At 71.6% G+C, this 23,566-nt stretch carries 22 protein-coding genes; 11 read left to right on the top strand and 11 right to left on the bottom strand.

All coding sequences use genetic code 11. The features are described 5' to 3' along the window. Positions 1–74 precede the first annotated feature (74 nt). On the top strand, positions 75–755 hold the full coding sequence (locus WFJ17_RS09080) for a Pr6Pr family membrane protein (RefSeq protein ID WP_251447514.1): 681 nt from the start codon (positions 75–77) through the stop codon (positions 753–755). A gap of 2 nt (positions 756–757) precedes the next feature. Here WFJ17_RS09080 and WFJ17_RS09075 read toward each other — a convergent pair whose 3' ends face one another. Further along, positions 758–2,143 carry a flavin monoamine oxidase family protein gene (locus tag WFJ17_RS09075; RefSeq protein ID WP_336648225.1) on the bottom strand — a complete coding sequence of 462 codons (1,386 nt, stop codon included), beginning with the start codon at positions 2,141–2,143 and terminating at the stop codon, positions 758–760. A 181-nt stretch (positions 2,144–2,324) separates the two neighbouring features. Beyond that, positions 2,325–3,179, bottom strand: coding sequence for a MerR family transcriptional regulator (locus tag WFJ17_RS09070; RefSeq protein ID WP_336648224.1), 855 nt, complete (start codon positions 3,177–3,179; stop codon positions 2,325–2,327). 104 nt (positions 3,180–3,283) lie between these two features. On the opposite strand from WFJ17_RS09070, the gene WFJ17_RS09065 reads away from it, so the two are divergent. The 3 genes from WFJ17_RS09065 to WFJ17_RS09055 all read left to right on the top strand — a co-directional run bounded on the left by WFJ17_RS09065 (position 3,284) and on the right by WFJ17_RS09055 (position 7,472). Then, positions 3,284–5,743, top strand: coding sequence for a glycogen/starch/alpha-glucan phosphorylase (locus WFJ17_RS09065; RefSeq protein WP_336648223.1), 2,460 nt, complete (start codon positions 3,284–3,286; stop codon positions 5,741–5,743). A gap of 230 nt (positions 5,744–5,973) precedes the next feature. Continuing rightward, complete coding sequence (locus WFJ17_RS09060; RefSeq protein ID WP_336648222.1) at positions 5,974–6,825, top strand: DUF4097 family beta strand repeat-containing protein; 852 nt, start codon at positions 5,974–5,976, stop codon at positions 6,823–6,825. Next, positions 6,822–7,472 carry a PadR family transcriptional regulator gene (locus tag WFJ17_RS09055; RefSeq protein ID WP_336648221.1) on the top strand — a complete coding sequence of 217 codons (651 nt, stop codon included), beginning with the start codon at positions 6,822–6,824 and terminating at the stop codon, positions 7,470–7,472. The genes WFJ17_RS09060 and WFJ17_RS09055 overlap by 4 nt, the downstream gene beginning before the upstream one ends. Positions 7,473–7,667: 195 nt before the next feature. Here WFJ17_RS09055 and WFJ17_RS09050 read toward each other — a convergent pair whose 3' ends face one another. After that, on the bottom strand, positions 7,668–8,210 hold the full coding sequence (locus WFJ17_RS09050; protein WP_251447532.1) for a universal stress protein: 543 nt from the start codon (positions 8,208–8,210) through the stop codon (positions 7,668–7,670). Positions 8,211–8,371: 161 nt separating this feature from the next. Between WFJ17_RS09050 and WFJ17_RS09045 the strand changes: the two genes are divergently transcribed. Beyond that, a complete protein-coding gene (locus tag WFJ17_RS09045) occupies positions 8,372–8,557 on the top strand; it encodes a DUF3073 domain-containing protein (protein WP_251447535.1) in 186 nt (61 codons plus the stop codon). Positions 8,558–8,698: 141 nt separating this feature from the next. After that, positions 8,699–9,523 (top strand): MOSC domain-containing protein, encoded by an 825-nt coding sequence (locus WFJ17_RS09040; RefSeq protein WP_336648220.1) that lies wholly within the window; start codon positions 8,699–8,701, stop codon positions 9,521–9,523. Between the two features lie 215 nt (positions 9,524–9,738). On the opposite strand, the gene WFJ17_RS09035 is transcribed toward WFJ17_RS09040, so the two are convergent. Genes WFJ17_RS09035 through purM form a run of 3 tightly spaced genes read right to left on the bottom strand, consistent with a single transcriptional unit; the run spans position 9,739 to position 13,645 of the window. Then, positions 9,739–11,070 (bottom strand): MFS transporter, encoded by a 1,332-nt coding sequence (locus tag WFJ17_RS09035; protein WP_251447541.1) that lies wholly within the window; start codon positions 11,068–11,070, stop codon positions 9,739–9,741. After that, positions 11,067–12,524, bottom strand: coding sequence for an amidophosphoribosyltransferase (gene purF, locus WFJ17_RS09030; protein ID WP_336648219.1), 1,458 nt, complete (start codon positions 12,522–12,524; stop codon positions 11,067–11,069). The genes WFJ17_RS09035 and purF overlap by 4 nt, the downstream gene beginning before the upstream one ends. A gap of 5 nt (positions 12,525–12,529) precedes the next feature. Beyond that, positions 12,530–13,645 carry a phosphoribosylformylglycinamidine cyclo-ligase gene (gene purM / locus WFJ17_RS09025; RefSeq protein WP_336648218.1) on the bottom strand — a complete coding sequence of 372 codons (1,116 nt, stop codon included), beginning with the start codon at positions 13,643–13,645 and terminating at the stop codon, positions 12,530–12,532. Positions 13,646–13,846: 201 nt separating this feature from the next. Here purM and WFJ17_RS09020 point away from each other — a divergent pair, with 201 nt between their 5' ends. The 3 genes from WFJ17_RS09020 (at position 13,847) to WFJ17_RS09010 (ending at position 17,555) form a co-directional block, all read left to right on the top strand. Further along, entirely contained in the window at positions 13,847–15,577 is a 1,731-nt protein-coding gene (locus tag WFJ17_RS09020) for a biotin carboxylase (protein WP_292887863.1), read from the top strand. Between the two features lie 8 nt (positions 15,578–15,585). Then, positions 15,586–16,836: a serine hydrolase domain-containing protein gene (locus WFJ17_RS09015; protein ID WP_251447550.1), complete on the top strand. Its 1,251-nt coding sequence runs from the start codon at positions 15,586–15,588 to the stop codon at positions 16,834–16,836. A 119-nt stretch (positions 16,837–16,955) separates the two neighbouring features. Beyond that, positions 16,956–17,555 (top strand): zinc-binding alcohol dehydrogenase, encoded by a 600-nt coding sequence (locus WFJ17_RS09010; protein ID WP_292887867.1) that lies wholly within the window; start codon positions 16,956–16,958, stop codon positions 17,553–17,555. A gap of 49 nt (positions 17,556–17,604) precedes the next feature. On the opposite strand, the gene WFJ17_RS09005 is transcribed toward WFJ17_RS09010, so the two are convergent. Together WFJ17_RS09005 and WFJ17_RS09000 are read right to left on the bottom strand one after the other, a co-directional pair. Beyond that, positions 17,605–17,922, bottom strand: coding sequence for a potassium transporter Trk (locus tag WFJ17_RS09005; protein WP_251447556.1), 318 nt, complete (start codon positions 17,920–17,922; stop codon positions 17,605–17,607). 44 nt (positions 17,923–17,966) lie between these two features. Then, positions 17,967–18,335, bottom strand: coding sequence for a sterol carrier family protein (locus WFJ17_RS09000; RefSeq protein ID WP_336648217.1), 369 nt, complete (start codon positions 18,333–18,335; stop codon positions 17,967–17,969). A 69-nt stretch (positions 18,336–18,404) separates the two neighbouring features. Between WFJ17_RS09000 and WFJ17_RS08995 the strand changes: the two genes are divergently transcribed. Then, complete coding sequence (locus WFJ17_RS08995; RefSeq protein ID WP_251447562.1) at positions 18,405–19,109, top strand: NUDIX hydrolase; 705 nt, start codon at positions 18,405–18,407, stop codon at positions 19,107–19,109. Between the two features lie 214 nt (positions 19,110–19,323). After that, complete coding sequence (purD, locus tag WFJ17_RS08990) at positions 19,324–20,601, top strand: phosphoribosylamine--glycine ligase (RefSeq protein WP_292887879.1); 1,278 nt, start codon at positions 19,324–19,326, stop codon at positions 20,599–20,601. 155 nt (positions 20,602–20,756) lie between these two features. Here purD and WFJ17_RS08985 read toward each other — a convergent pair whose 3' ends face one another. The 3 genes from WFJ17_RS08985 to WFJ17_RS08975 all read right to left on the bottom strand — a co-directional run bounded on the left by WFJ17_RS08985 (position 20,757) and on the right by WFJ17_RS08975 (position 23,514). Next, positions 20,757–22,244 carry a DHA2 family efflux MFS transporter permease subunit gene (locus tag WFJ17_RS08985; protein ID WP_251447569.1) on the bottom strand — a complete coding sequence of 496 codons (1,488 nt, stop codon included), beginning with the start codon at positions 22,242–22,244 and terminating at the stop codon, positions 20,757–20,759. Next, a complete protein-coding gene (locus tag WFJ17_RS08980; protein WP_251447572.1) occupies positions 22,237–22,851 on the bottom strand; it encodes a PadR family transcriptional regulator in 615 nt (204 codons plus the stop codon). The genes WFJ17_RS08985 and WFJ17_RS08980 overlap by 8 nt, the downstream gene beginning before the upstream one ends. 81 nt (positions 22,852–22,932) lie before the next feature. Next, positions 22,933–23,514, bottom strand: coding sequence for a GNAT family N-acetyltransferase (locus WFJ17_RS08975; RefSeq protein ID WP_336648216.1), 582 nt, complete (start codon positions 23,512–23,514; stop codon positions 22,933–22,935). Positions 23,515–23,566 lie beyond the last annotated feature (52 nt).

Raw genomic sequence — 23,566 nt, 5'->3', positions numbered from 1 at the left:
AGACTCGGCCGCGTGGCGGCGGCCCTTCCCGACGGATCCGCTCCCCCGATGCGGCCGAGGAGGACGATGCACGCGTGACTGTGAGGACGGCCTTCGGCTGGTCGCGTCTGCTGACCGCGGCCATGTGCGGACTCGCCCTCGTGGACCGCCTGCTCTGGGGCCTGGGCTCGCAGACCATCGCCGGCCAGAACTTCCTCGCGTATCTCACGATCGAGTCGAACATCGTGTTCGCCGTGCTCGCCCTGATCGCGGGGATCGTCGCGCTGCGCACGACCGAGGATCCCGCCTGGCTCACCACCGCCCGCGCGGTCGTGCTCAGCTGGACCATCACGGCGGGCATCGCGTTCGCGCTCATCGTCTGGCAGGCGGGCCTGCACGGCATCCCGATCTGGGTCCCGTGGTCGGACGTCGTGCTGCACTTCGTGCTGCCGGCCTGGACCGTCGTCGCCTGGGTCTTCGGCCCCGGACGACGGGCGGCCTCGTGGCGGATCGTGCCGTACGTGCTGCTCTACCCCGTCGTCTGGGGAGTGTTCACGATCTGGCGGGGCAGCCTGGTCGGCTGGTATCCGTACTACTTCCTCGACCCGCGGCAGGTGTCGGGACTGCCGGAGATGATCGTCACGTGCGTGATCGCGCTGGCGATCTTCGCTGCGGTCGCGTGCGGTCTCGTCGCGCTGAGCCGGCTGCCCACCATGGCGCGGACGGATCTGGCGAGACCTGACCGGACACATGTCGAACGGTCGGATCCGGCCTGAGATCAGGGCGTCGGCGTCGCCGCCATGAAGACCCGCAGGGACTCGCGGACCACGGCCTCCGCTTCGCCGTCCCCGAGCTTCGCGAAGGCCTCGGCCTCGGGCCCGCCCACGAGACCCACGAGCACGGGCCTGCCGGTCACCGGCTGGAGGTTCAACCAGGTGCGCAGGGGGGCGTCGCCACCCACCACGTTCCACAGGTCGGCGTCGACGTTCCAGAACGCCTCGTCGAACTGCACCCACACCGTCTCCACGTATCCCGAGGCGAGCGCTGCGATCGCACCCCGGTGCGCGAACGGCAGCGGCGGGGCGAACTCGATCGCCCGGTGCTGCAGCACGCCGAGGGGCACCGTCACGATCACCCGATCGAACGACAGCGACTCCCCGGTGCCCAGGCGCAGGCTCACCCCCGAGTCGTCGTAGGCGATGCGCGTCACCGGCGACGCGAGCGTGACCTTGATGCCGTCCAGAGGCGTGTTCACGAGCACGCCGACGTCGCCGTCGGCGCCCTTGAGCGCGTCGGGGGCGAAGGCCGGCGGGAACCAGCTCGATGCCTTCTCCGCGTCGACGCCCGTGGTCGCCTGCAGCCAGGCGAGTGCCGCGGCGAGCGCCGGATCGGCGGTATCGGCCCCGGCGGCCTTGAGCGCGGCGTCGACCGGCATGTCGGCCGGCGCGTTCGCCGCCTGCTCGATCGCGCGCCGCAGCGGCCCCGGGTCGATCGCGGGCGCCGCACCGTCCTTCGACCAGCCCGTGGGGGTGTCGAACGTCAGCTGATGGACGCCCTGCGCCGCGAGTTCGCCGCCCAGGCTCCCCGCATCGTCGCCCGCGGAGAGCCACGCGCCCAACTGCACCGGGATCGGCCATTTCTTGTCGGCGACCGAGTGGATCCGCCCGCCCGTGCGCTCACGCGCCTCGAACACGGTCACCACGCGCCCCGCGTCCGTGAGAGCGCGCGCGGCGGCGGCGCCGGCGGCACCGGCTCCGACCACCGCGACGCGCTCGCCGCTCGCCGAGGCGGCGATGAGCAGTGCGGCGGCCCGCCGGCCCGCGTCGATCGCCCCCGGAACCGTTCCGGGATGATCCGGGTCCGTCGTCTCGCCGGCCAGGAGCACCCGGTCGCCGACAGGCTCCGCGAGGTCCTTGCGCAGCTGAGGCGTCGCCCCGGCCGGCAAATAGCTCATCGCGCCGCGGGAGTACGCGTCCGTCGACCAGGTGCTGCGCATCCAGGCGGTCGGCTCCGGTGCGGCGCCGGGCGGCACGCTCGGAGTCGGCGAGGGCGGAGCGCTCGTGGGCGACGTCGTGGGCTGCGGTTCGGGGGTGCAGGCCGCGAGGACCACTGCGACGGCACCGGCTCCGGCGCCGACGAGCAGGGTTCGCCGCGAGATGCCCATCGTGGTGCCAGCCTATCCCGGGCGTCGAAGGCGCCGTGCGGATCCGGGCCGGAGGGATCCCGCCCCGGCGGAGCAGGATCCACCTCGACGAGGGGAGACGTCGCCTCGACGGGCATCGAGGCGACGTCTCCTTCTTTCGCCGGCGGGAACGTGCGCACCGCGACACTCCCCTCCTGCGGGGCTACAGGTTCCCCTCGGCGTAGACGCGCAGGGCGTCGCGGACGAACTCCGCGCCCGCCGTGCCCTGCTCCGTTCCGGCGCGGTCGGCATCGGTGGCGTAGTTCGCGCCGAAGCGCGGATCCGCCACGTACATCTCACCCAGGCCGATCACGTACGCCTTGCGGTCTCCCCCGGCGCCGTACGCAGGGGTGCCGGGGACGCCGGTGAGCCATTCGACGTGGCGGCGCGCCACGTCCTGAGCCTCGGGCGATGCCGGGTCGGCGCCCGCCTCGGCGAGCGCGATCCAGTCGGCGCCGAGGTCGGCGACGCGCTGCTTCCACGCCGCCTTCTCGTCGGCGCTCAGCCCGCGCCACCAGCGGTCGCCGTCGGCGTAGGCCTTCTTGCCCCAGCGGGACTCGACCTCTTCCTGGTACCGGGTGTGATCGAAGCCGTCGAACATGTTCTCTGGCATGAGTTCCTCTCCTTCTCTCAGTGTGGTGATGGTGTGCTCGACCGACGCGATCTGCCGCGCCAGCCTGGCCTGCTCCGTGCGCAGCTGCACGAGGAGCGTGTCGAGCGCGGCGGCCTCGGCCTCGGCTCCCCGGGATCCCCGGGATGCGCCGGAGGCCTCCCGCCGCGTCGACGGGATCGGATCCGCGCCGACGACGCCGGCGATGGCGGGCAGGCCCAGCCCGAGCTCCCGCAGCAGCAGGATGCGCTGCAGGCGCACGAGCGCGCCCTCGTCGTAGTGCCGGTAGCCGTTCGACGCGATCCGCGTCGGGGGCAGCAGGCCGATGTCGTCGTAGTGCCGCAGGGTGCGGCTCGTGGTGCCGGTCAGCCGTGCGATCTCCTGGATCGACCAGTCCCGGTGCGCCATGGGATCCTCCTTCCGTCGTCCTCTGATCAGCGTAGAAGTTGACGTTGCGTCAATGTCAAGAAGAGGTCGGATGACGGCCGGAGCCCCTGCGGTACGGTCGTCCCGTGACCACCTCCGCCACCGCGCCCGTCCCCGCACTCGAGCTGCCCGCGACCGTCGAGGGCTTCCGCGCGCAGTTCCTGCGCAACCTGAGCTTCTCCGGCGGTGTGACGCTGGACGAGGCCAGCGTCAACGACCGCTACCTCGCGCTCGCCCGGACCGTGCGCGACTTCCTCATGGTGCACTGGCTGCACGACCAGCACCGCCAGGCCGAGGAGCAGCCGAAGACGGTCTGCTACCTCTCCGCGGAGTACCTGCTCGGCGACCAGCTCGACAACGACCTCCTCGCCGGGGGTCTGACGGAGGCGGCGGAGGGGGCGATGGCCGCCTGCGGCATCGACCTCGACGAGCTGCGCCGGCACGAGATCGAGCCCGGGCTCGGCAACGGCGGCCTGGGCCGCCTGGCCGCCTGCTTCATCGACTCGCTCGCGACGCTCGGCGTGCCCAGCATCGGCTACGGGATCCGCTACGAGTACGGGATCTTCCGGCAGACCTTCGAGGACGGCCAGCAGGTCGAGCAGCCGGACGCCTGGCTCACGCTCGGCGCTCCGTGGGAGCAGCCGCGCCCCGAGGCCGCGCAGACCGTCTCGTTCGGTGGACGCACCGAGACCGATGCGGCGGGCGCGAGCCGGTGGATCCCGGGCTGGAACGTCAGCGCCGTGCCCTACGACTACCTCGTCCCGGGATTCGGGAACGACCGTGTGAACACCCTGCGGCTGTGGCGCGCCAAGGCGACCGACGCCTTCGATCTGCGCATCTTCAACTCGGGCGACTACGAGCAGGCGGTGCGCGCGCAGACCTTCGCGGAGAACATCTCCAAAGTGCTCTATCCCGAGGACTCCACCCCGCAGGGGAAGGAGCTGCGTCTGCAGCAGCAGTACTTCTTCGTGGCCGCCTCGATCCGTGACTTCCTCGCGCGGCTGCCCGAGGGGTTCGACCTCGCGCGGCTGCCCGAGCGGGTGATCTTCCAGCTCAACGACACGCATCCGGTGATCGCCGTCCCCGAGCTGATGCGGGTGCTGGTCGACGAGCGCGGTCTGGAGTGGGACGCCGCGTGGGCGGTCGCGCAGCAGTGCTTCGCGTACACCTGCCACACCCTGCTGCCCGAGGCGCTCGAGGTCTGGCCGGTGGAGCTGCTGGGCCGCCTGCTGCCGCGGCATCTGGAGATCGTCTACCGCATCAACGAGGAGTTCCTCGACGCCGTGCGCGCCCGCTTCGGCGACGACGAGATGCGGATCCGCGACATGTCGATCATCGCCGAGTTCCCGGTGCGCGCCGTGCGGATGGCCTATCTCGCGACCGTCGCGGGTGCGAAGGTCAACGGCGTCGCCGAGCTGCACTCGCAGCTGCTGCGCGACAAGGTGCTCCCCGCCTTCGCCGAGTTCTTCCCGCAGAAGTTCACCAACGTCACCAACGGCGTCACCCCGCGCCGTTTCCTGCGGCTCGCGAATCCCGGGCTGTCGGGGCTCATCACCGAGGCGATCGGAGATGGCTGGATCACGGACCTGGAGCGCCTGCGCGCACTCGAGCCGCTCGCCGAGGACGCCGGCTTCCGCGCCTCGTTCGCCGCCGTGAAGGCCGCGAACAAGGCGCGGCTGAACGACGTGCTGCAGGCGCGGGACGGCATGCGGGTCGGCGACGGGCACCTCGTCGACGTGATGGTCAAGCGCCTGCACGAGTACAAGCGGCAGCTGCTCAAGGTGCTGCACGTGGTGAGCGAGTACGAGGGCGTCGTCTCGGGGCGCGTCCCGCTCGACGCCCTGCAGCCGCGCACCGTGCTGTTCGGGGCCAAGGCCGCGCCGGGCTACGCGATGGCCAAGCGGATCATCCACCTCATCAACGCGGTCGGATCCGTGGTCAACGCGGATCCCCGCCTGGAGGGGCGGCTCCAGGTGCTGTTCCCGCCGAACTACAACGTCACCCTCGCCGAGAGCGTCATCCCCGCCGCGGATCTCAGCGAGCAGATCTCGCTCGCCGGCAAGGAGGCCTCCGGCACCGGCAACATGAAGTTCGCACTGAACGGAGCCCTCACGATCGGCACCGACGACGGGGCGAACGTCGAGATCCGCGAGCTGGTCGGCGACGAGAACTTCTTCCTGTTCGGGATGACCGAGCCCGAGGCGGAGCAGCTCGGCCGCGACGGCTACCACCCTGCGGAGTTCTACCAGGCCGACGCGGGCCTCCGACGGGCGATCGACCTCATCGCCTCGGGCGCGTTCTCCGGCGGCGACCGCTCGGTGTTCGAGCCGATCGTGTCGAACCTGCTCTACGACGACCGGTTCATGGTGCTCGCCGACTACGCCTCGTACATGGCGGCGCAGGAGCGCGTGGACGCCGCCTACGCCGACCCCGACGGCTGGACGCGCTCCGCGATCCTCAACGTCGCCCGGTGCGGGTTCTTCTCGTCCGACCGCTCCATCCGCGACTACATCGACCGGATCTGGCACACCCCGCCGACGGTCTGACCCGCGCCCACCCCACCCCGGCGGGAAACAGCACGATGCCCGCCCGCGATCCGTGCGGGAACCGGGCCGGATCCGGGCGAGACCGGGCAGGAGCCGGACCTGCCCGGGCAGGAGCCGACGGAGGGCGATCTGGGAAAGCTCTTGACGATTTCGAGATATATCGTGTTATGCTCTGAAACACGATATATCTCGATGCTGGATCGGGATCCCTCTTCCACAGGAGAACAGACATGACCGAGAAGTGGCTCATCGCCCCCGGGCAGGAGCGCGTGATCGACATCGAGCGCGCGTCGAAGCTCAAGATCGGACTCGTCGGCGGACAGGTCGACGTCATCGCCCACGACGAGCCGGGCATCCGGATCGAGGTGCACAACGTCACCATCAAGGATCTGCGGATCGAGTCGGACGGCACCCAGATCGAGATCGACCACCCGCAGATCGGGTGGGACAACTTCCTCGAGGTGTTCCGCAACTTCGGCGCGGGCGGCCCCAAGGCCGAGATCAGCGTCGCGGTCCCCCGGGACATCGCGCTCAACCTCGGCGTGGTGAGCGCCGGCGCGCTCGTCTCGGGTCTCACCGAGGACGCCCGCCTGAACACCGTCTCCGGCGACCTCATCGTCGACACGCACACCGGCGACCTGAACGTGAACACCGTCTCGGGAGACGTGCAGGTGCACGGCCTCACCGGCACCGCCGTGGCCAACACGGTCTCGGGCGGCGTCGCGGTGACCGGCGAGGTGCGCAAGGCCACGATCGACAGCGTGTCGGGCGCGATGCTCATCGACGCGACCGGCTCGGTCAACACCGTGTCGCTGAACAGCGTCTCCGGCGACGCCACCGTGCGCCTGGACGAGAACCTCGCCGCGAACTACGTGGCCCGCGCGCTGAGCGGCCGCATCACGATCGACGGCGTGCCCCGCGGCGGCTCCGGACCCTCGAACTTCACCGGATCCCGGGGCGAGCTGTCCGGCACCTTCGCCGACGTGCGGGTGAACACCGTCTCGGGCGACATCACGGTGCTGCGCCGCGACGCGGCCGAGGGTCCGGTGTCGTTCACCGCCGACGGGGAGGACCTGCTGTGAGCCCCGCGGTCTTCTCGCACGGCGACCTGCGGCTGTACCTGCTGGCGCTGCTCGCCGAATCGCCGCAGCACGGCTACGGCATCATCCAGGCCCTCACCGACCGCACGGGCGGCACCTACACGCCCAGCGCCGGCACGATCTACCCCCGGCTCGCCAAGCTCGAGGAGGAGGGCCTCGTCACCAAGACGGCCGACGGCCGAACCACGATCTACGCGATCACCGACGCGGGGCGAGCCGAGCTCACCGCCCGCGAGGGCGATCTGCAGGGGATCGAGGCGGGTCTCAACGACTCGGTGCGCCTGATCGCGAACGAGGTGCGCCAGAGCGTGCAGGAGGCCATGAAGAGCCTCCGCGCCGACCTCGCCGCCGCGGCCCGCGAGGAGCGCTCCGGCGCCGCCGCCTCGTCGTACCGCGAGGCCTCCGCCCGCGCCGACGAGCGGATCGCCAGCCGCGAGGAGCTGCGCCGCGCCGACGCCTCGATCAACGAGTTCCGTGCGCGCGTGCGGGCCGACCTGCGCACGCACGTCGCGAAGGGCGGCCTGCTGCCGGCCACCGTGGTGACGCAGCTCGACCGCGCGCTCGACGAGGCCGCGCACGCGGTCACCGCGGCGCTCGCCGCCGCAGGTCCGGCACGCCCGCGGGACTGACGCCCACCGAGCCGACGCCCACCGGGCCGACGCCCACCGGACTGAGGCCCTCCGGGCCGACGCCCACCGACCGCGAGACCGAACCTGCGTCACGAGACCGAGCAAACCATCGTCGGTCTCGTGACACAGGTTCGGTCTCGCGGTCAACAGGCCCCCACGCCACAGCCACAGCCACAGCCCGGGGACGGGGCGGATCTACTCCGCCCAGGGGTCCTTCTTGTCGTCGGCGATGGGCTCTTCGAGCGGCACGACGAGGATCGGCCGGGACTGACGGTGCGAGAGCCGCGCGGCGACGGATCCGGTGAAGAACTCCCGGATCGACTCGCCGAGGCCACGGCTGCGGGTGCCGACCACGATCAGCTGGGCGTCGAGCTCGCCGGACAGGTGCTTGATCGCGAGCGCCGGGTCGCCGACCAGCTGGCGCGCGGTCCAGGTGAGACCGGACCCCGCGAGCGCGTCCTCGACCTCGGCGCGCAGCTCGGCGAACTCCTCGGCGCCGGTGTCGATGTTCAGGTCGATCGGCGCCGAATGCACCATGCCGTCCGGGTCCTCGAAGGTCACGAACCGGGTGACGTCGACGTGCACGACGACGAGCGGCGCGGACAGCAGTCCGGCGAACCGCATCGCCTCGGCGAGCACCCGGCGCGGCTGGCCGGGGCGCAGGGCGACGATCACCGCCTTCTGCAGCTGCGCGTTCTGCAGTTCGCGATCGTCGGGGGTGGGGGCGCTGTCGGTCATCTCGTCGTTCCCTTCCGGCCGGTCTGCGGCGAGCCCCGTCACGGCGAGGTGAGGTGGCCCTCGTGCTATCCTGGATGCTACTCTTACCGGCCGCGAGCCGGTGCCGGAAATAGACAGCGAGCCCCGTTCCGCCCGCTGCTTACAGTAAGGGGGTCTCGCGCATGGGCCGTGGCCGTCAGAAGGCAAAGCACACCAAGATTGCCCGCGAACTCAAGTCGTACAGTCCGTCGGTGAACTACTCCGCGCTGGAGCGCGAGCTGGGGCACCCGGAGACGGAAGACCAGTACGTCGACAAGTGGGCGGATCAGTACGCCGACGAAGACGAGGACGAGCTCGAAAAGGCCTGAGCTCCGTCACCCGCAACCCCGCCCGAGTCCGCTCGCGGCGGGGTTCGTCGTCGGTGAGCGAGCCGCATGGCTCCCGAACGACTCCGACCGGCCCTGAACGGCCTGTCCCGGTCCACCGCGCCGCCCTGCGAGGATGGATCCATGCCTCATGTCGTCGCGCTCTACCGCCACCCGGTCAAGGGCTTCACGCCCGAGAAGGTGACCTCCGTCACCGTTCAGGCGGACGGACGGATCGCCGGCGACCGCGTGCTCGCCTTCCGCTTCGCCGAGGCGGCGACCCCCGACGAGCGCGACGGGCTGGACTACTGGCCGAAGTCGAAGGGGCTGGCCCTGGAGACGTTCCCCGGACTCGCCGCCCTGCGGCTGGAGTACGACGACGAAGCCCGGCGCGTGCGCATCGAGCACGACGGCGAGACGCTCGTGGAGGCCGGTCTGGATGACGCGGGCCGGGTGGCGCTGGCGGATGCCCTGACCGCGTTCGTCCTCGACTCCCCCGATGCCAAGCGCCTGCAGCGACCGGGCCGGCTGCCGCTGGTGCTCGTCGGCGACGGCGAGACCTCCCGGTTCCAGGACAGCAGACGCGGTTACGTGTCGCTGCACAGCACCGCCAGCATCGACGCGCTCAGCGCGGCGCTCGAGCACGAGGTCGAGGACCGGCGCTTCCGCTCGAACGTGGTGATCGGCGGCGTGGACGCCTGGGACGAGCTGTCCTGGCAGGGCGAGGTGACGATCGGAGCGGTGCGTTTCGCGGCCGCCGTGCCGATCGTCCGCTGCCTGGCGACGCATGCCAACCCCGACACCGGCGAGCGCGACGCGAGCGTGCTGAAGACGCTCACCGGATCCTTCGGGCAGGACGAGCCGACGCTGGGACGGATGCTCCTCCTGCCCGGGGTGAGCGGCGCGGTGTCCGATGCCTCGGGGTCGGGCGGCACGATCCGCGTCGGCGACGAGGTCGTCGTCGGCTGAGCCGCGCGGGCCGGTCGCCGCGCAGCACGACGTTCTGCAGGGGCCCCGTGCTGTTCTGCAGGAGCGTCGCCGCAATGCTCCTCGTCGTTCCGCGAGGCAGGTACCGTCTCGGCTGTCCGGCCCTGCAGAACGGCTCGGCCTCCCTGCAGAACGGCTGCGCGGCGCCGGCCGCCCCTCTGACGCGGGGTCGGTGCGCGGCGCGGGCCGCCGGTCTGCTACCAGCGCCGGCCGTTCCGGCGCTCCCACGCGGCCTCGACGGTGACATGCCGCCCGGCGTAGACGCCGGCGGGGATCGAGGCGACGAGCAGCGCGGTGAGCACGATGAGCGGCACCTGCCAGCCGCCGGTCGTGGTGTGCAGCACGCCGAGCAGGAACGGGAACACCGCCGCGAGCACGTAGCCGGTGCTCTGCACGAAGCCGCTGAGGGCCACCGCCGTCTCCGGCTCGCGCGCGCGGATGCTGATCAGCACGAGCGCGAGCGGGAAGAGCAGGCCCGCGAGGCCGTACAGCAGCACCCACAGCCACACGACCGACGGCGCGGGCACGAGCAGCAGGCCCAGGAGGCCGACGACGGCGCCGAGCGCGCCGATCACGTACAGCGCGGTCGTCGCACGGAACCGCACGATCAGCACGGGCACGATGAGCGACGCCGGCAGACCCGTGAACGCGAACAGCGACAGCAGCAGTCCCGCCTGCTGGGGCGTCGTGCCGGCGTGCTCCACGAGGATCGTCGGCAGCCAGGCGAACGCGGTGTACGCCATGCTCGCCGAGGTGCCGAAGACGCCCGCGAGCGTCCAGGCCAGCGGGATCCGCGCCAGCCGCGAGAAGACCCGGGAGCTCGACGGGGCCGTGACGATCGGCCCGGTCGACAGGGCGGTCGCGTCCTCGAACGAGATGCGGTCAGGATCCGGTGCCGTGCCGGAAGGATCGGCCGGGGCGGCGGGTGCCGCAGCAGCCTCGGAGCGCGTGCGCAGCAGCATCACGATCCACGGGATGGTGCCGGCGAGCGCGAACACCGCCCACATCGCCAGGGACACCCGCCAGCCGGCGGCGTCCGCGGCGGGCACGGCGACGAGCGGCGGCAGGAACGTGGAGAACGCCATCACCGTCGTGTACAGCGTCATCATGAGCCCGAGCCGGTCGGGGAAGTACTTCTTCACGAGCGGCGGCATCAGGATGTTGGCCATGCCGACGCCCGCGAACACGAGCGCGGTCGCGATGAGCAGGGTCGACGAGTCGACCGCGAGCCCGCGCGCGACGAGTCCGACCGTGACGGCGCCGAGCGCGATGACGGCGACCCGCTCGAGGCCCAGCCGGCGTTCGATGAGCGGCGTGAGCAGGCCGAACAGGGCGAAGCACACCGGCGGCGCGGTGCCGATCAGGCCGACCACCGCCGAGGGCATCGGGAAGTCCCGCGCGACGTGGTCCACGACCGGCGACAGCGACGCCACCGCCGAGCGCAGCGAGAACGCGACGAGCACGATGCCGAGCACCGCCAGCGTGCGTCCGCGCCAGAGCGGCCGGACCTCCGGACCGCGCGACGTCACGAGGTCTGCGACCCCTCGAGCCAGCCCAGGTACTCCTCGGTGACCGTTCCGGTCACGTACCGGCCGTCGAAGGGGCTCATGTCGAGATCGGTCAGGGCGGATCCCTCGGTGATCGCCGCCTTGAGATCCTCGACCTCCTGGTACACGAGACGATCGGCGCCGAGAACCTCGGCGATCTCGGGGATCGTGCGGCCGTGCGCGATGAGCTCGTGCTTGGACGGCATGTTGATGCCGTACACGTGCGGGTGCCGGATCGGCGGGGCGGCAGAGGCGAAGATCACCGAGGCGGCGCCCGCGTCGCGGGCCATCTGGATGATCTGCTTCGACGTCGTGCCGCGCACGATCGAGTCGTCGATGAGCAGCACGTTCTTGCCCTTGAACTCGGTCGACATCGCGTTGAGCTTCTGGCGCACGCTCTTCTTTCGCACCGCCTGGCCCGGCATGATGAACGTCCGGCCCACGTAGCGGTTCTTGTAGAAGCCCTCGCGGTACTCCTTGCCGAGCTTGCGGGCCACCTCCATCGCCGCGGGGCGGGAGGAGTCGGGGATCGGCATGACCACGTCGATCTCGTCGAGCGGCACGTGCTTCGCGATCGTGTCGGCGAGGCGGTCGCCCATCCGCAGCCGCGACTCGTACACCGAGACGCCGTTCATGACCGAGTCGGGACGGGCGAGGTAGACGTACTCGAAGGCGCACGGCGCGAGAGCCGGATCCGAGGCGCACTGCTTCGAGAACAGGGTGCCGTCGTTGGTGATGAACACGGCCTCGCCGGGCTCGATCTCGCGGACCACCTCGTAGTCGCCGTTCTCGAGGACGAGCGACTCGCTCGCGACGACCCACTCGTCCTTGCCCTCGCGCTCCCGCCTGCCGAGGATGAGCGGGCGGATCCCGAACGGATCCCGGAACGCGAGCAGGCCGTAACCGGCGATGATCGCGATGACGGCGTAGGCGCCCTCGATGCGCTCGTGCGTGCGCGCGACCGCCTCGAAGATGCGCTCGGAGTCGAGATCGACGGTCGAGGTGGTGGTCTGCAGCTCGTGCGCGAGCACGTTCAGCAGCAGCTCGGTGTCGCTCGAGGAGTTCAGGTGGCGGCGGTCGCGCTGCGCCATGTCGGCCGTCAGCTCACGCGTGTTCGTGAGGTTGCCGTTGTGGATGAGGATGATGCCGTAGGGCGCGTTCACGTAGAACGGCTGCGCCTCCTCCTCGCTCGACGCGGTGCCCTTCGTGGCGTAGCGCACGTGGCCGAGGCCGACGTTGCCGAGCAGCGACCGCATGTCGCGCGTGCGGAACGCCTCGCGCACCATGCCCTGCGCCTTCGCCATGTGCATGACCCCGTTGGGCTCCGCTGTGGCGATGCCGGTCGCGTCCTGCCCGCGGTGCTGCAGCAGCAGGAGCGCGTCGTAGATGTCCTGGTTGACCGGGGCGTGCCCGACCATTCCGACGATGCCGCACATGGGGGTCAGTTCGCTCCGTTCGCGTAGGCGCCGACCAGGCGCACGGCACCACCGTCGACGCCCTTGGCGCCCTGCTCGAAATCGCCGGCCGGGCGGGCGGCGACGGCGTCGAGCCGCACCGTTCCGACCTGCCACGTGTCGATGCCGCCCTCCGTGAGCGCCGCGGCGATCGCCGCGGCGGACGACGCGTCGACGACCGCGAGGAAGCCGATGCCGAGATTCCAGGTGCCCTCGCTCGACTCGAGGCTCGTGCCCGCGAGGTCGCTCAGCACGCGGAACACCGCGGCGGGCGACCAGGTGGAGCGGTCGACCTCGGCCCAGGACCCCCGGGGCAGCACGCGGGCGAGGTTCGCCGCGATGCCGCCGCCGGTGACGTGGCTGAGGGAGTGGACGGCGCCCTCGAAGCGATCGGCGATCCCGAGCAGCGGGGTCGTGTAGAGGCGGGTGGGGGTGAGCAGCGCCTCGCCCCAGGTCGCGCCGAGCTCGTCCGAACGGTCGCCGTAGCCGATCCCGGCCTTGGCGAGGATGTGCCGCACGAGCGAGTATCCGTTGGAGTGCAGGCCGCTGGAGGCGAGGGCGAGCACGACGTCGCCGTCCTTCACGCGCTCGGATCCGAGGATCCGATCCGCCTCGACGATGCCGGTCGCCGCGCCCGCGACGTCGTAGTCGTCGACGCCCAGCAGGCCGGGGTGCTCGGCCGTCTCCCCGCCGACGAGGGCGGTGCCGGTGAGCTCGCAGGCCTCGGCGATGCCGCGCACGATGTCGGCGATGCGCTCGGGGACCACCTTGCCGCAGGCGATGTAGTCGGTCATGAACAGAGGCTTCGCGCCGACCACGACGATGTCGTCGACGACCATGCCGACCAGGTCGTGCCCGATCGTGTCGTGCTTGTCGATCGCCTGCGCGATCGCGACCTTCGTGCCGACGCCGTCGGTGCTGGAGGCGAGCAGCGGCCGGCGGTAGCCGAGCAGGGCCGTGGCGTCGAAGAGCCCGGCGAATCCGCCGACCCCGCCGAGCACCTCGGGTCCGTGCGTGGCACGGACGGCGGACTTCATGAGTTCGACGGCGCGATCGCCGGCTGCCGTATCGACGCCGGCCTCAGCATAGGTGCGGGAGGACACCCGTCAATCCTACCGGCGAGCGGCTGTGCGCGGCCCCCGTGCGACCCGCCACCGGGCCGGAGGCGATCCGCGTCGCGACTCGGAGGCCGGCGGTGCTGGTGGATCCGGTCCGGACCTGGTAATACTTGACTCCCCCCGATCCCAAGAGAACTCTGCAAGCGCGGCGACGATGCCGCGCCTACGCGAACGGAGAGGACCATCGTGGCACGCACTCAGAAGGACCCGGGGGCGGCGCAGCCCCCCGTCGAGGACACTGCAGAGGCCGTGACGCCGGCACCGCGTCGGCGAGGGGCGAGCGCAGCCGCGGCGAAGGAGGCGACCCCGGCGAAGAAGGCGTCTCCGGCCCGCTCCCGCGGGCGCAAGCCCGTGCCGCGGTCGGCCACGACGGCGGGCCCGACGACCAGTCCGCTCCCGGTGGCGGTGCCGGCCCTCGACCCCGAGATCGCCGCCGGCGAGGCTCCCGCCCGCCGTCACGGCCTGCGGAACATGTCCGAGATCCGGCACTACTTCCGCACCAACCGCACGCCGATCTTCTTCGTCGGCGCCTCTGCGTTCAACCTGCTGGGCCTGGACCGCTGGGTGCGGGGCTTCTCCTACATCACCTACTACGACAGCTGGCAGGGTGCGCACCCGCGCGTGTTCAGCCCGATCCACAAGCCGTACATCGAGTGGGAGAGCGGCGAGCAGATCAACAACTGGCTGCTGCGCCACCACGAGGTGCGTGCGCACATCGCCCGGCTCACGCCGGCGGGCGAGAAGCCGCGCATCGCGCTGGTGTTCTTCGATGAGGAGACCGAGGCGATCTGCGAGGAGCTCGGCTACGAGCTCATCCTGCCCAAGGCCTCCCTCCGCGAGCGGCTCGACTCGAAGATGGTGACCACGCGGATCGCCGACGCCGTGGGCGTGCCCAGCGTGCCCAACATCATCACGACCGTGAGCTCGTTCGAGGACCTGCGGGAGCAGGCCGAGAAGGCGGGGCTCGGATCCGATCTCGTGGTGCAGACCGCCTACGGCGACTCCGGCAAGACCACCTACTTCATCACCGATCCGGCCTCCTTCGACAAGAACGCGAAGGAGATCATCGGATCCGAGCTCAAGGTCATGAAGCGGATCAACAACCGCCCGATCGCCGTGGAGGCCGTGCTCACGCGGCACGGCACCGTCGTCGGCCCGTTCATGACCGAGATCACCGGGCACAAGGAGCTCACGCCGTACCGCGGCGGCTGGGCCGGCAACGAGATGTTCCCGGGAGTGCTCGACGAGCCCACCCGGCACGCCGCGACGAGTCTGGTGCGCAAGCTCGGCGATGCGCTGAGCGCCGAGGGCTACCGCGGATTCTTCGAGGTCGACGTGCTGCTGGACACCGACACCGGCGACGTGTACCTGGGCGAGCTGAACCCGCGCATCTCCGGCGCCTCCGCGATCACCAACGTGACCGCGGGCGCGTACGCCGACATCCCGCTGTTCGTGTTCCACCTGCTGGAGTACTCCGGCGTCGAGTTCGACCTCGACGTCGACGAGATCAACGACCGCTGGGAGGAGCTCGCCGCGGCCGACCAGTGGAGCCACATGATCATCAAGCACACCGACGCGACGGTGGAGCACATCGATGTGGCGCCCCCGACCGGACGCTACGTGCTGGACGCCTACGGCCGGCTCGCGTTCTCGCAGGGCGACCTGGACTGGCACCTGCTCGGAAACGAGGCGGAGTCGTTCTTCCTGCGGATCTACGGCCCGGGCGACTACCGTTGGAAGGGCGCGGATCTGGGAATCCTGGTCACCAAGGGCCGGCTGCAGACGCCCTCGGGGCGCCTGTCCATCCGCGCGAAGCATCTCATCGAGTCCATCCGGGCGATGTACGCGGCCACGCCGCTGCCGCCCGCGGCGGAGATCGACGAGCACGAGCAGATCGGAACCGATTCGACCTCATGAGTGGCGACGTGACACCCCCGCCGACCGAGAACTGGACGGGCCCGGCCCCGGTGACGGGCGCCGTACCCGTCACCGTCCCGGACGGCGCCCGCCCGGTCGACGGGTTCATCCCTCCCCTCGAGGCATGGCAGCAGGAGCCGAACCTCCGCTGGTCGATGCAGCACATGGCGGACTTCCTGCCCGTGCACGAGATCTCGTCCCGCGGACGCACGCTCCCGCTGCCGTCGGTGCCCGCCGACCTCGGTCACATCGACGTGCCGCATCCGTGGGAGCCGCGGTCGGCGCCGTTCGAGGACGTGATGGCCTCGACCTACACGGACGGCTGGATCGTCGCGCGCGACGGCGCCGTGATGGGCGAGCAGTACGTCGGCACGATGTCGCCGGGCGTCCTGCACCTGCTGATGTCGGTGAGCAAGTCCCTGACGACCGCGGTCGCCGGAACGCTCGTGGGCGCCGGCGAGCTGGATCCGGGCGCGCAGGTCACCGCGTACGTCCCGGCGCTGGCGGGGTCGGGCTACGACGGCGCACGCGTGCGCGACCTGCTGGACATGCGCACGGGCGTGCGGTTCTCCGAGGCCTACCTCGACGAGAACGCCGAGGTGCGCCTGCTCGAGGAGGCGATCGGGTGGGCGCCGCGGCGGCATCCCGACACGCCGCACACCCTCCGCGACTTCCTCGCCACGCTCGGCGCGGACGGTCCGCACGGCGGCCGGTTCGACTACAAGTCCTGCGAGACGGACGCCCTGGCGTTCGTGCTCGAGGGCGCGACCGGAGTGCACGCGGCCGACCTCATGTCGGAGCGTCTCTGGAGCCCGATGGGCGCCGAGTTCGGAGCCAACGTGGGCGTGGACGCGGTCGGAGCGGGGATGTTCGACGGCGGCGTCTCGGCGTCGCTGCGCGACCTGCTGCGCTTCGGCACCCTGTTCCTCCGCGACGGCGCGGCGATGGACGGACGCCAGGTGCTGCCGTCCGCGTGGATCGCCGAGACCGTGGCCGGGGCGCCCGACTCCCGCGCGGCGTTCGCGAACGCCGCCGAGCCGACCCTCATGCCCGGGGGCATGTACCGCAACGGCCTCTGGTTCCCCTACCCGGGATCGGACGTGTTCCTGGCGCTCGGCATCCACGGGCAGATGGTCTACGTCAACCGCGCGGCGAACGTGGTGGCCGCCAAGCTCTCCAGCTGGCCGACCCCGCAGGACGGCGAGCGCCTGCTGTGGACGATCAGGGCCTTCGACGCCGTCGCGCGCACGATCGGCTGATCCGCTTCTTCCGCCTTCTCCCGTGCGAGGGGCGGTGTTCGTCGGATCCGCGACGCGCATCGCCCCTCGAAACCCGAATCGACCGCTCCACAGCCCCCGGGAATCCGTACCATGGGGCCATGACGGAGAAGCCGCAGTGGCTGGTCCGCGAGGAGGCCGGCATACCGGTGCTGGTCGCGCTCGCCCTGCGCCAGCGCCTGGGGATCCGCGAGCCCCAGGACCTGCCGACGCTGCGCGACCACCCGCTGCGGACCTTCGACGACGGCGAGGCCGACGACGCACTGGAACGGCAGTGGCGCAGCTACTGGGAGATGACCGTGGAGCCCGTCACGCACCCCTCCGACACGCCTCTCGAACTCGTCGACGGCTTCGAGACCGTGGTCGCACTGCCCACCCGCGGCGCGGAGCGGCTGCGCACCGCCATCACGCCGTTCGCCGCCGACGTCCTCCGCTACGCCAGAGACGCGCAGCACCGGTACGCCCGGTCCGTCTCGGGCACCGGCGACCCCTACCGGGCGTACGCGGCGGCGCTCGCCGAGTTCGAGCGCGACACAGGCCGCCGCGCGCACTCGTTCGAGCTCAACGTTCACGTGCTGCCGCTCGCACAGCGCGGGATCTGGCGGATCGGCGCGTTCAGCATCGCCGTGACGGACACGCTCCGTCACGACCCGGTGGACTTCGACACCGCGATCCGTCCGGTCATCGCCGAGGTCGCCTGACCGGATCCGGGCGCCTGGTCCGTCGAGGGATGTCGGGGGCGCCGCGCGGCTACTCGGCGATCGTCTGGTGGTCCACCCGCACCACGCGCTCGCTGCGGCGGGCGCCCCGCTCGAGCAGCAGCGCGACGACGCCGAAGACCGCGATGCCGACCGGGACCGTCCACAGCAGCAGGAACCCGAACACCTGGCCGAACGGATAGGCGACCTGCGTGGCCGCCGAGGCCTCGAAGTTGCCGAACACGGTCAGCAGGAACGCCGCGATCACGCCGGCCCCCACGCCGATGCCGAGGAAGACGCCCCAGCGCGGCGAACGACGGACACGCGCGATCTCGATCTCGGGCGTGCGGTCCGGCTGCGACGTGCTCATGGGTCCATTGTCCCACGCGCACCTGTGCGCGGTTCCGGAGCGGGTCAGTACCGCAGCGGCAGCAGCGCGGTGAGGTCGGCGCGCATGCCCGAGGCCTGGATCCGGCCCGCCTCGACCGCATCGTCCCAGGTCTCGGATCCGGTCGCGACGGCGATCCACGTCGCCGGATCCAGCTCCACGACGTTCGGCGGGGTGCCGCGGGTGTGCCGCGGGCCCTGCACGACCTGCACCGCGCCGAACGGCGGCACCCGCACCTCGACGCTGTTGCCTGGCGCCTTCTCGTCGAGCAGCTGCAGCAGGTAGCGCACCGCGGTCGCGTAGTCCGAGCGCGCGGGGCGCTCCCCCGCGGCAAGGGCGGTGCGGGCGGCGTCGAGCGCCGCGCGGCCCGCTGTCGTGTCGATCCTCGTCGCCATGGATCCAGCCTAGGCACCGCCCGGGACGGATCCGCCCACGACCCTGACCGCGGGCTTAGGCTCGATGCGATGGCCCTCACCCCGGACTCCGCCGCGCCCCGCGCCGGTGCCGACGCGCGCGCGGACCTGCTCTCCGCCTCGAGGTCGCCGCTCGCGCTCGATCACCGCCGTCTGGGCGGCGTCGACGCGGATGCGCACCCCGCGTCCGTGCTGATCCTGTTCGGTCGCCTCGACGACGAGGACGCCGACTCCGCGGCGACCACGGTCCCCGCCGATCTCGACGTGCTGCTGCAGCGCCGGGCGGCGACCCTCTCCTCGCATCCGGGCCAGGTCTCGTTCCCGGGCGGACGACGCGAGCCCGACGACGCCGACGCCGCGGCGACCGCCCTGCGCGAGGCGCAGGAGGAGACCGGGCTCGACCCGGTCGGCGTCGAGGTGCTCGCCACGCTGCCCGCCCTGCCGCTCGCGGTCAGCAACTTCCTCGTCACGCCGGTGCTCGGCTGGTGGCGCTCGCCGTCCCGCGTCGCGGCCGTCGACCATGCCGAGACGGTGGAGGTCTTCCGCGTGCCCGTCGCGACGCTGCTGGATCCGGCCACCCGGTACACCTCGACGCTGACCCGCGGCGGGATGACCTTCCGCGGGCCGGCGTTCGACGTCGACGGGACGATCGTGTGGGGGTTCACGGCGATGGTGCTCGATGCGGTCTTCGACGCCGCCGGATGGACGCTGCCCTGGGACCGCTCCGACGAACGGCCGATCCGCCTCGAGGTGTGACGCGCACGGCGGAGGTCACGGGAGCATCCCGGCCGTTGTGCAGGGAGGGTCCGCCGTTCTGCAGGGAGACCCCGCCTGATTCGCCGGGATCTGCCCGGAAAACCGGACCAGTCCCTGCTCTCACCCTGCACAACGCGAGGCCGCCCTGCAGAACGGCCAAGCCTCGACGGAGACGCCCGCGAAACGCGCCGGGCACGCTCGGTAGGCTGGGCGGGTGAAGATCCTCGTCCTCGGTTCCGGTGCTCGTGAGCACGCGATCATCCTCGCCCTGCGCGCCGAGCAGGAGCGGCACGAGATCCTCTGCGCCCCCGGCAACGCCGGGATCGCACGGCACGCGACCCTGGTCGAGGTGGATCCGATGAACGGATCCGCGGTGCGCGCGTTCGCCGACGAGCACGGCGTCGACCTCGTGGTGATCGGGCCCGAGGCGCCGCTCGTCGCGGGCGTCGCCGATGTGGTGCGCGGCCACGGGATCCCCGTGTTCGGGCCCGGCCGAGCCGCCGCCCAGCTCGAGGGGTCCAAGGCGTTCGCGAAGCGGATCATGGAGGCGGCCTCCGTGCCGACCGGCCGCGCCGTGCGCGCGAGCTCCGCCGCCGAAGTGGATGCGGCGTTCGACGCCCTCGGCGCCCCGTACGTGGTGAAGGCCGACGGCCTCGCCGCGGGCAAGGGCGTCATCGTCACGGACGACCGCGCGGCCGCACTCGCCCACGCCGAGCACTACTTGCCGCACGGCCCCGTGCTCATCGAGGAGTTCCTCACCGGCCCGGAGGTCTCGCTGTTCTTCCTCAGCGACGGCGACACCGTGCGCGCGCTGAGCCCGGCGCAGGACTTCAAGCGCGCCTTCGACGGCGACGAGGGGCCCAACACCGGCGGCATGGGCGCCTACTCTCCGCTGCCGTGGCTCGCCGAGCAGTTCGGCAGCGAGGCCGCGTTCGTCGACGAGGTCACGCGCACCGTGGCGATGCCCGTCGTGAAGCAGCTCGACGCCGAGGGCACGCCGTTCATCGGCCTGCTCTACGCGGGCCTCATCCTCACCCCGGCCGGCGTGCGGGTGATCGAGTTCAACGCGCGCTTCGGCGATCCCGAGACCCAGGTGGTGCTGCCACGACTGCGCACCCCGCTGTCCCGGCTCCTGCTCGCCGCGGCCACCGGGACCCTCGAGGACCAGCCGCAGCCCGTGTTCACCGACGACGTCGCGATCACCGTGGTGCTCGCCAGCGAGGGCTACCCCGAGGCGCCGCAGACGGGACGGCCGATCGGGGGCCTGGCGGAGGCCGCCGCGGTCGAGGGCGTCGGCATCGTGCACGCCGCGACCGCCGCTCCCGACGCGCCGGACGGCGACCTCATCGCCACGGGCGGGCGCGTGCTGAACGTCGTCGCGACGGGATCCGACTTCGCCGATGCGCGAGCCCGCGCCTACGAGGCGATCGGACGGATCCGCCTCGACGGTGCGCACCACCGCACCGACATCGCCGCCCGCGTCGCGGAGTAATTCGGCACGTTCGCCAACGCCGCTCCGTGGAGCCCCTCCGCACGTCGACGCCCCCTCGCAGCCTCCACGCCCCCTCGTGTTGACGTACGCACGAGGGGGCGTCGGCACTCAGAGGGGGCGTCGACGAGACAGCCGGGCGACGGGAGCGCCGGCGCTCAGCGCGTGCGGAGGTGCTCCGGGCGCTTCATGAACAGGATCGCGACCACGCCCGCAGCGAGCACGATCGTGGGCAGGATCATCGTCTGCGACATCGCCGCGGAGAAGCCCTTGACCACGAACTCGGGCAGCTTGCCCGTGCCGAAGTCGCCTCCGTGGTCGGCGGCGCCCGGCAGGTTCTCGACGAGGCGGCTCTGCATGTAGGCCGCGATGGCGGCGGAGCCCAGCACCGACCCGATCGTACGGGTGGTGTTGTAGATGCCGGCTCCGGCGCCCGCCTGGCGCGGCGCGAGGTTGCGCGTGGCCGTGGTGGCCAGCGGCCCCCACATGCCGGCCTGACCGATGCCCATGAGCGCCGAGGGCAGCAGGAACATGCCGATCGGGGTGTCGGGGTTCATCAGCAGCGCGTACCAGACGAGGGCGAGCACGGTCAGCCCGAGCCCGGGCACGAGCAGCACCCGCGGGTCGACGCGGTCGAGGATCCGCCCGGCGAGCGGAGCGAGCACGCCCGAGAGCACGGCCATCGGGATGAGCAGGAGGGCCGCCTGGGTGGGGGTGAGGCCCCGGGCGAGCTGGTAGAAGAACATCATCGGCAGCGACATCGAGGTGACCGTGAAGCCCACCGCGGCGATGCCGAGGTTCGCGACGGAGAAGTTGCGGTCGCGGAACAGCTCGAGCGGCACGAGCGGCTCGCTGCGCGTCTTGGCTTGCTGCCACAGGAACACGGCCATCACGACGACGCCGGCGCCGATCATCGTCCAGATCCAGCCGGCCCAGTCGTAGTGCTCGCCCTCCTGTAGCGCGAACACGATGAGGAAGAGGCCGATCGCGCTGAGGAAGACGCCGACGATGTCGAAGCGGTGCTCGTGCGTCTGCAGGCGCGGGACGAGGATCCACGCGAGCACGAAGCCGATCACGCCGACCGGCAGGTTGATGAAGAAGATCCACTCCCAGCCGAAGGCGTCCACGAGCAGGCCGCCGGCCAGCGGGCCGACCAGCGTCGCCACTCCGGCGGTCGCGCCCCACAGCCCCATCGCGGCGCCGCGGCGCTCGGCGGGGAACGTGCGGGTGATCACGGCCATGGTCTGCGGCGTCATCAGCGCGGCGCCGAGACCCTGCACGGCACGGAACGCGACCAGCGCGGTGAGCGAGCCGGACAGGCCGCAGCCGAGCGAGGCGAGCGTGAAGATCGTGAGACCGATGAGGTAGATGTTCTTCGGGCCGAACCGGTCGCCGAGGCGCCCCGTGATGAGCAGCGGAACCGCATAGGCGAGCAGGTAGGCGCTGGTCACCCACACGACGTTGTCGAGGTTGTTCGTCGACGGGTCGAGCGCGGCCTTGATGGCCGGGTTCGCGACCGACACGATCGTGGTGTCGACGAGGATCATGAAGAAGCCGATGACGAGCGCCCAGAGGGCGGGCCACGGGCTCTTCGGCTTGTGGCCGGCGGCGTACGCGCCGGTCGACGTGCTGACGGATTCAGCCATCGTGGTGAGCCTTTCGCTTGGCAAGAAGGTGGTCCGGATCCGGCCCCCACGCGAAGTCGGGAGCGGCGATCCGGGGGATGAGGGCATCGAGCCATTCGATCTCCGCCTGCAGCATGAGGCGGTGGCGGATCGGCTCGAGGAGGTACTGCTCCGGCACGTCACGGGTCGCGGCGCCGTCCAGCCCGGCGCCGATCGCCTCGAGCTCCTCCCGGAGGAGCTCGAGCCGCTGGGTGAGCAGGTCGACGGCCTCGGCCCGCTCGAGGTTGTGCGCCTCGGCCAGGGCCACCCGGAACGACGTCCGCCGCCGGCTGCCCCCGAGCTCGCGGCGCACCCACTCGCGCACGGACTCCGTGCCCGCCGGGGTGACGGCGTAGGTCGTGCGCTCGGGGCGGTTGCCGTCGCGGTCGACGCCGACCTCCTCGAGCAGTCCCTGCCCGTGCAGGCGGGAGACCGTGTGATAGAGCGTGCCGTTGGAGATCGGGATGATCCGGTCGTCGCGACGGGCCCGGAGCAGCCGCGCCATCTCGTACGGGTGCATGTCGCCCTCGCTCAGCAGCGCGAGCACCATCACCCCGAGGGGCGTGAGCACCGGATCCTTCACGATCATTCCATCCCAACTAGTCCATGTGGACTATCCGTTTAGGACTATACGCCCGAACGATCGCCGACGCCAGTCCCGAGGCTCGGGTCACCGCAGCGCCGTGGCGAGCTGGACGGCGGACAGCGGGCGATCCGCATAGACGAGCCGCATCACGGCGGGATCGGGGTTGCCCGCGTCCGGGGCACGGTGCACGAGCGACAGGCCGGCCTTCTCCGCGACCGCCGCGGACGGACGGTTGTGCTCGACGAGGAAGGCGATCACCGGCACCTCGGGCATGACCTCGGCCGCCGCCGTCCTCGCCGCGCGCGCGAGCTCGGTCGCATAGCCGTGCCCGTGGTGGTCGGCCGAGAGCCGGTAGCCGAGGTTCCAGACGCGCGCCATGGGGTCGTCGGGGTCGGAGGCGAGCAGCGTGCAGCCGCCGTTGCCGATCGTCTGTCCCGTCTCCCGCAGCCGTACCGTCCAGCTGCCGAGCCCCGCGCGCTCCCAGCTGCGCCACCAGCGCTCCATCATCGTCTCGATCTGCTCGGGCGCGGTGGGCCGCAGGCTCGGGAAGTGCGTCCAGACCCGGGGATCCGCATTGACCGCGAACACGTCCGCGAGGTCGTCGGGGACCGGCCGGCGCAGCAGGAGGCGGTCGGTCGTGATCTCGAGGGGGAAGTCGGTGCTCACCGGGGCAACCTACGCGGGGCCACGGACATCGACGGGCACCGCGATAATGGAC

Source organism: Microbacterium sp. MMO-10 (assembly GCF_037148715.1).
GTDB lineage: Bacteria > Actinomycetota > Actinomycetes > Actinomycetales > Microbacteriaceae > Microbacterium.
The sequence above is the reverse complement of the archived record's forward strand: the minus strand, read 5'-3'. Positions and strand labels throughout refer to the sequence as shown.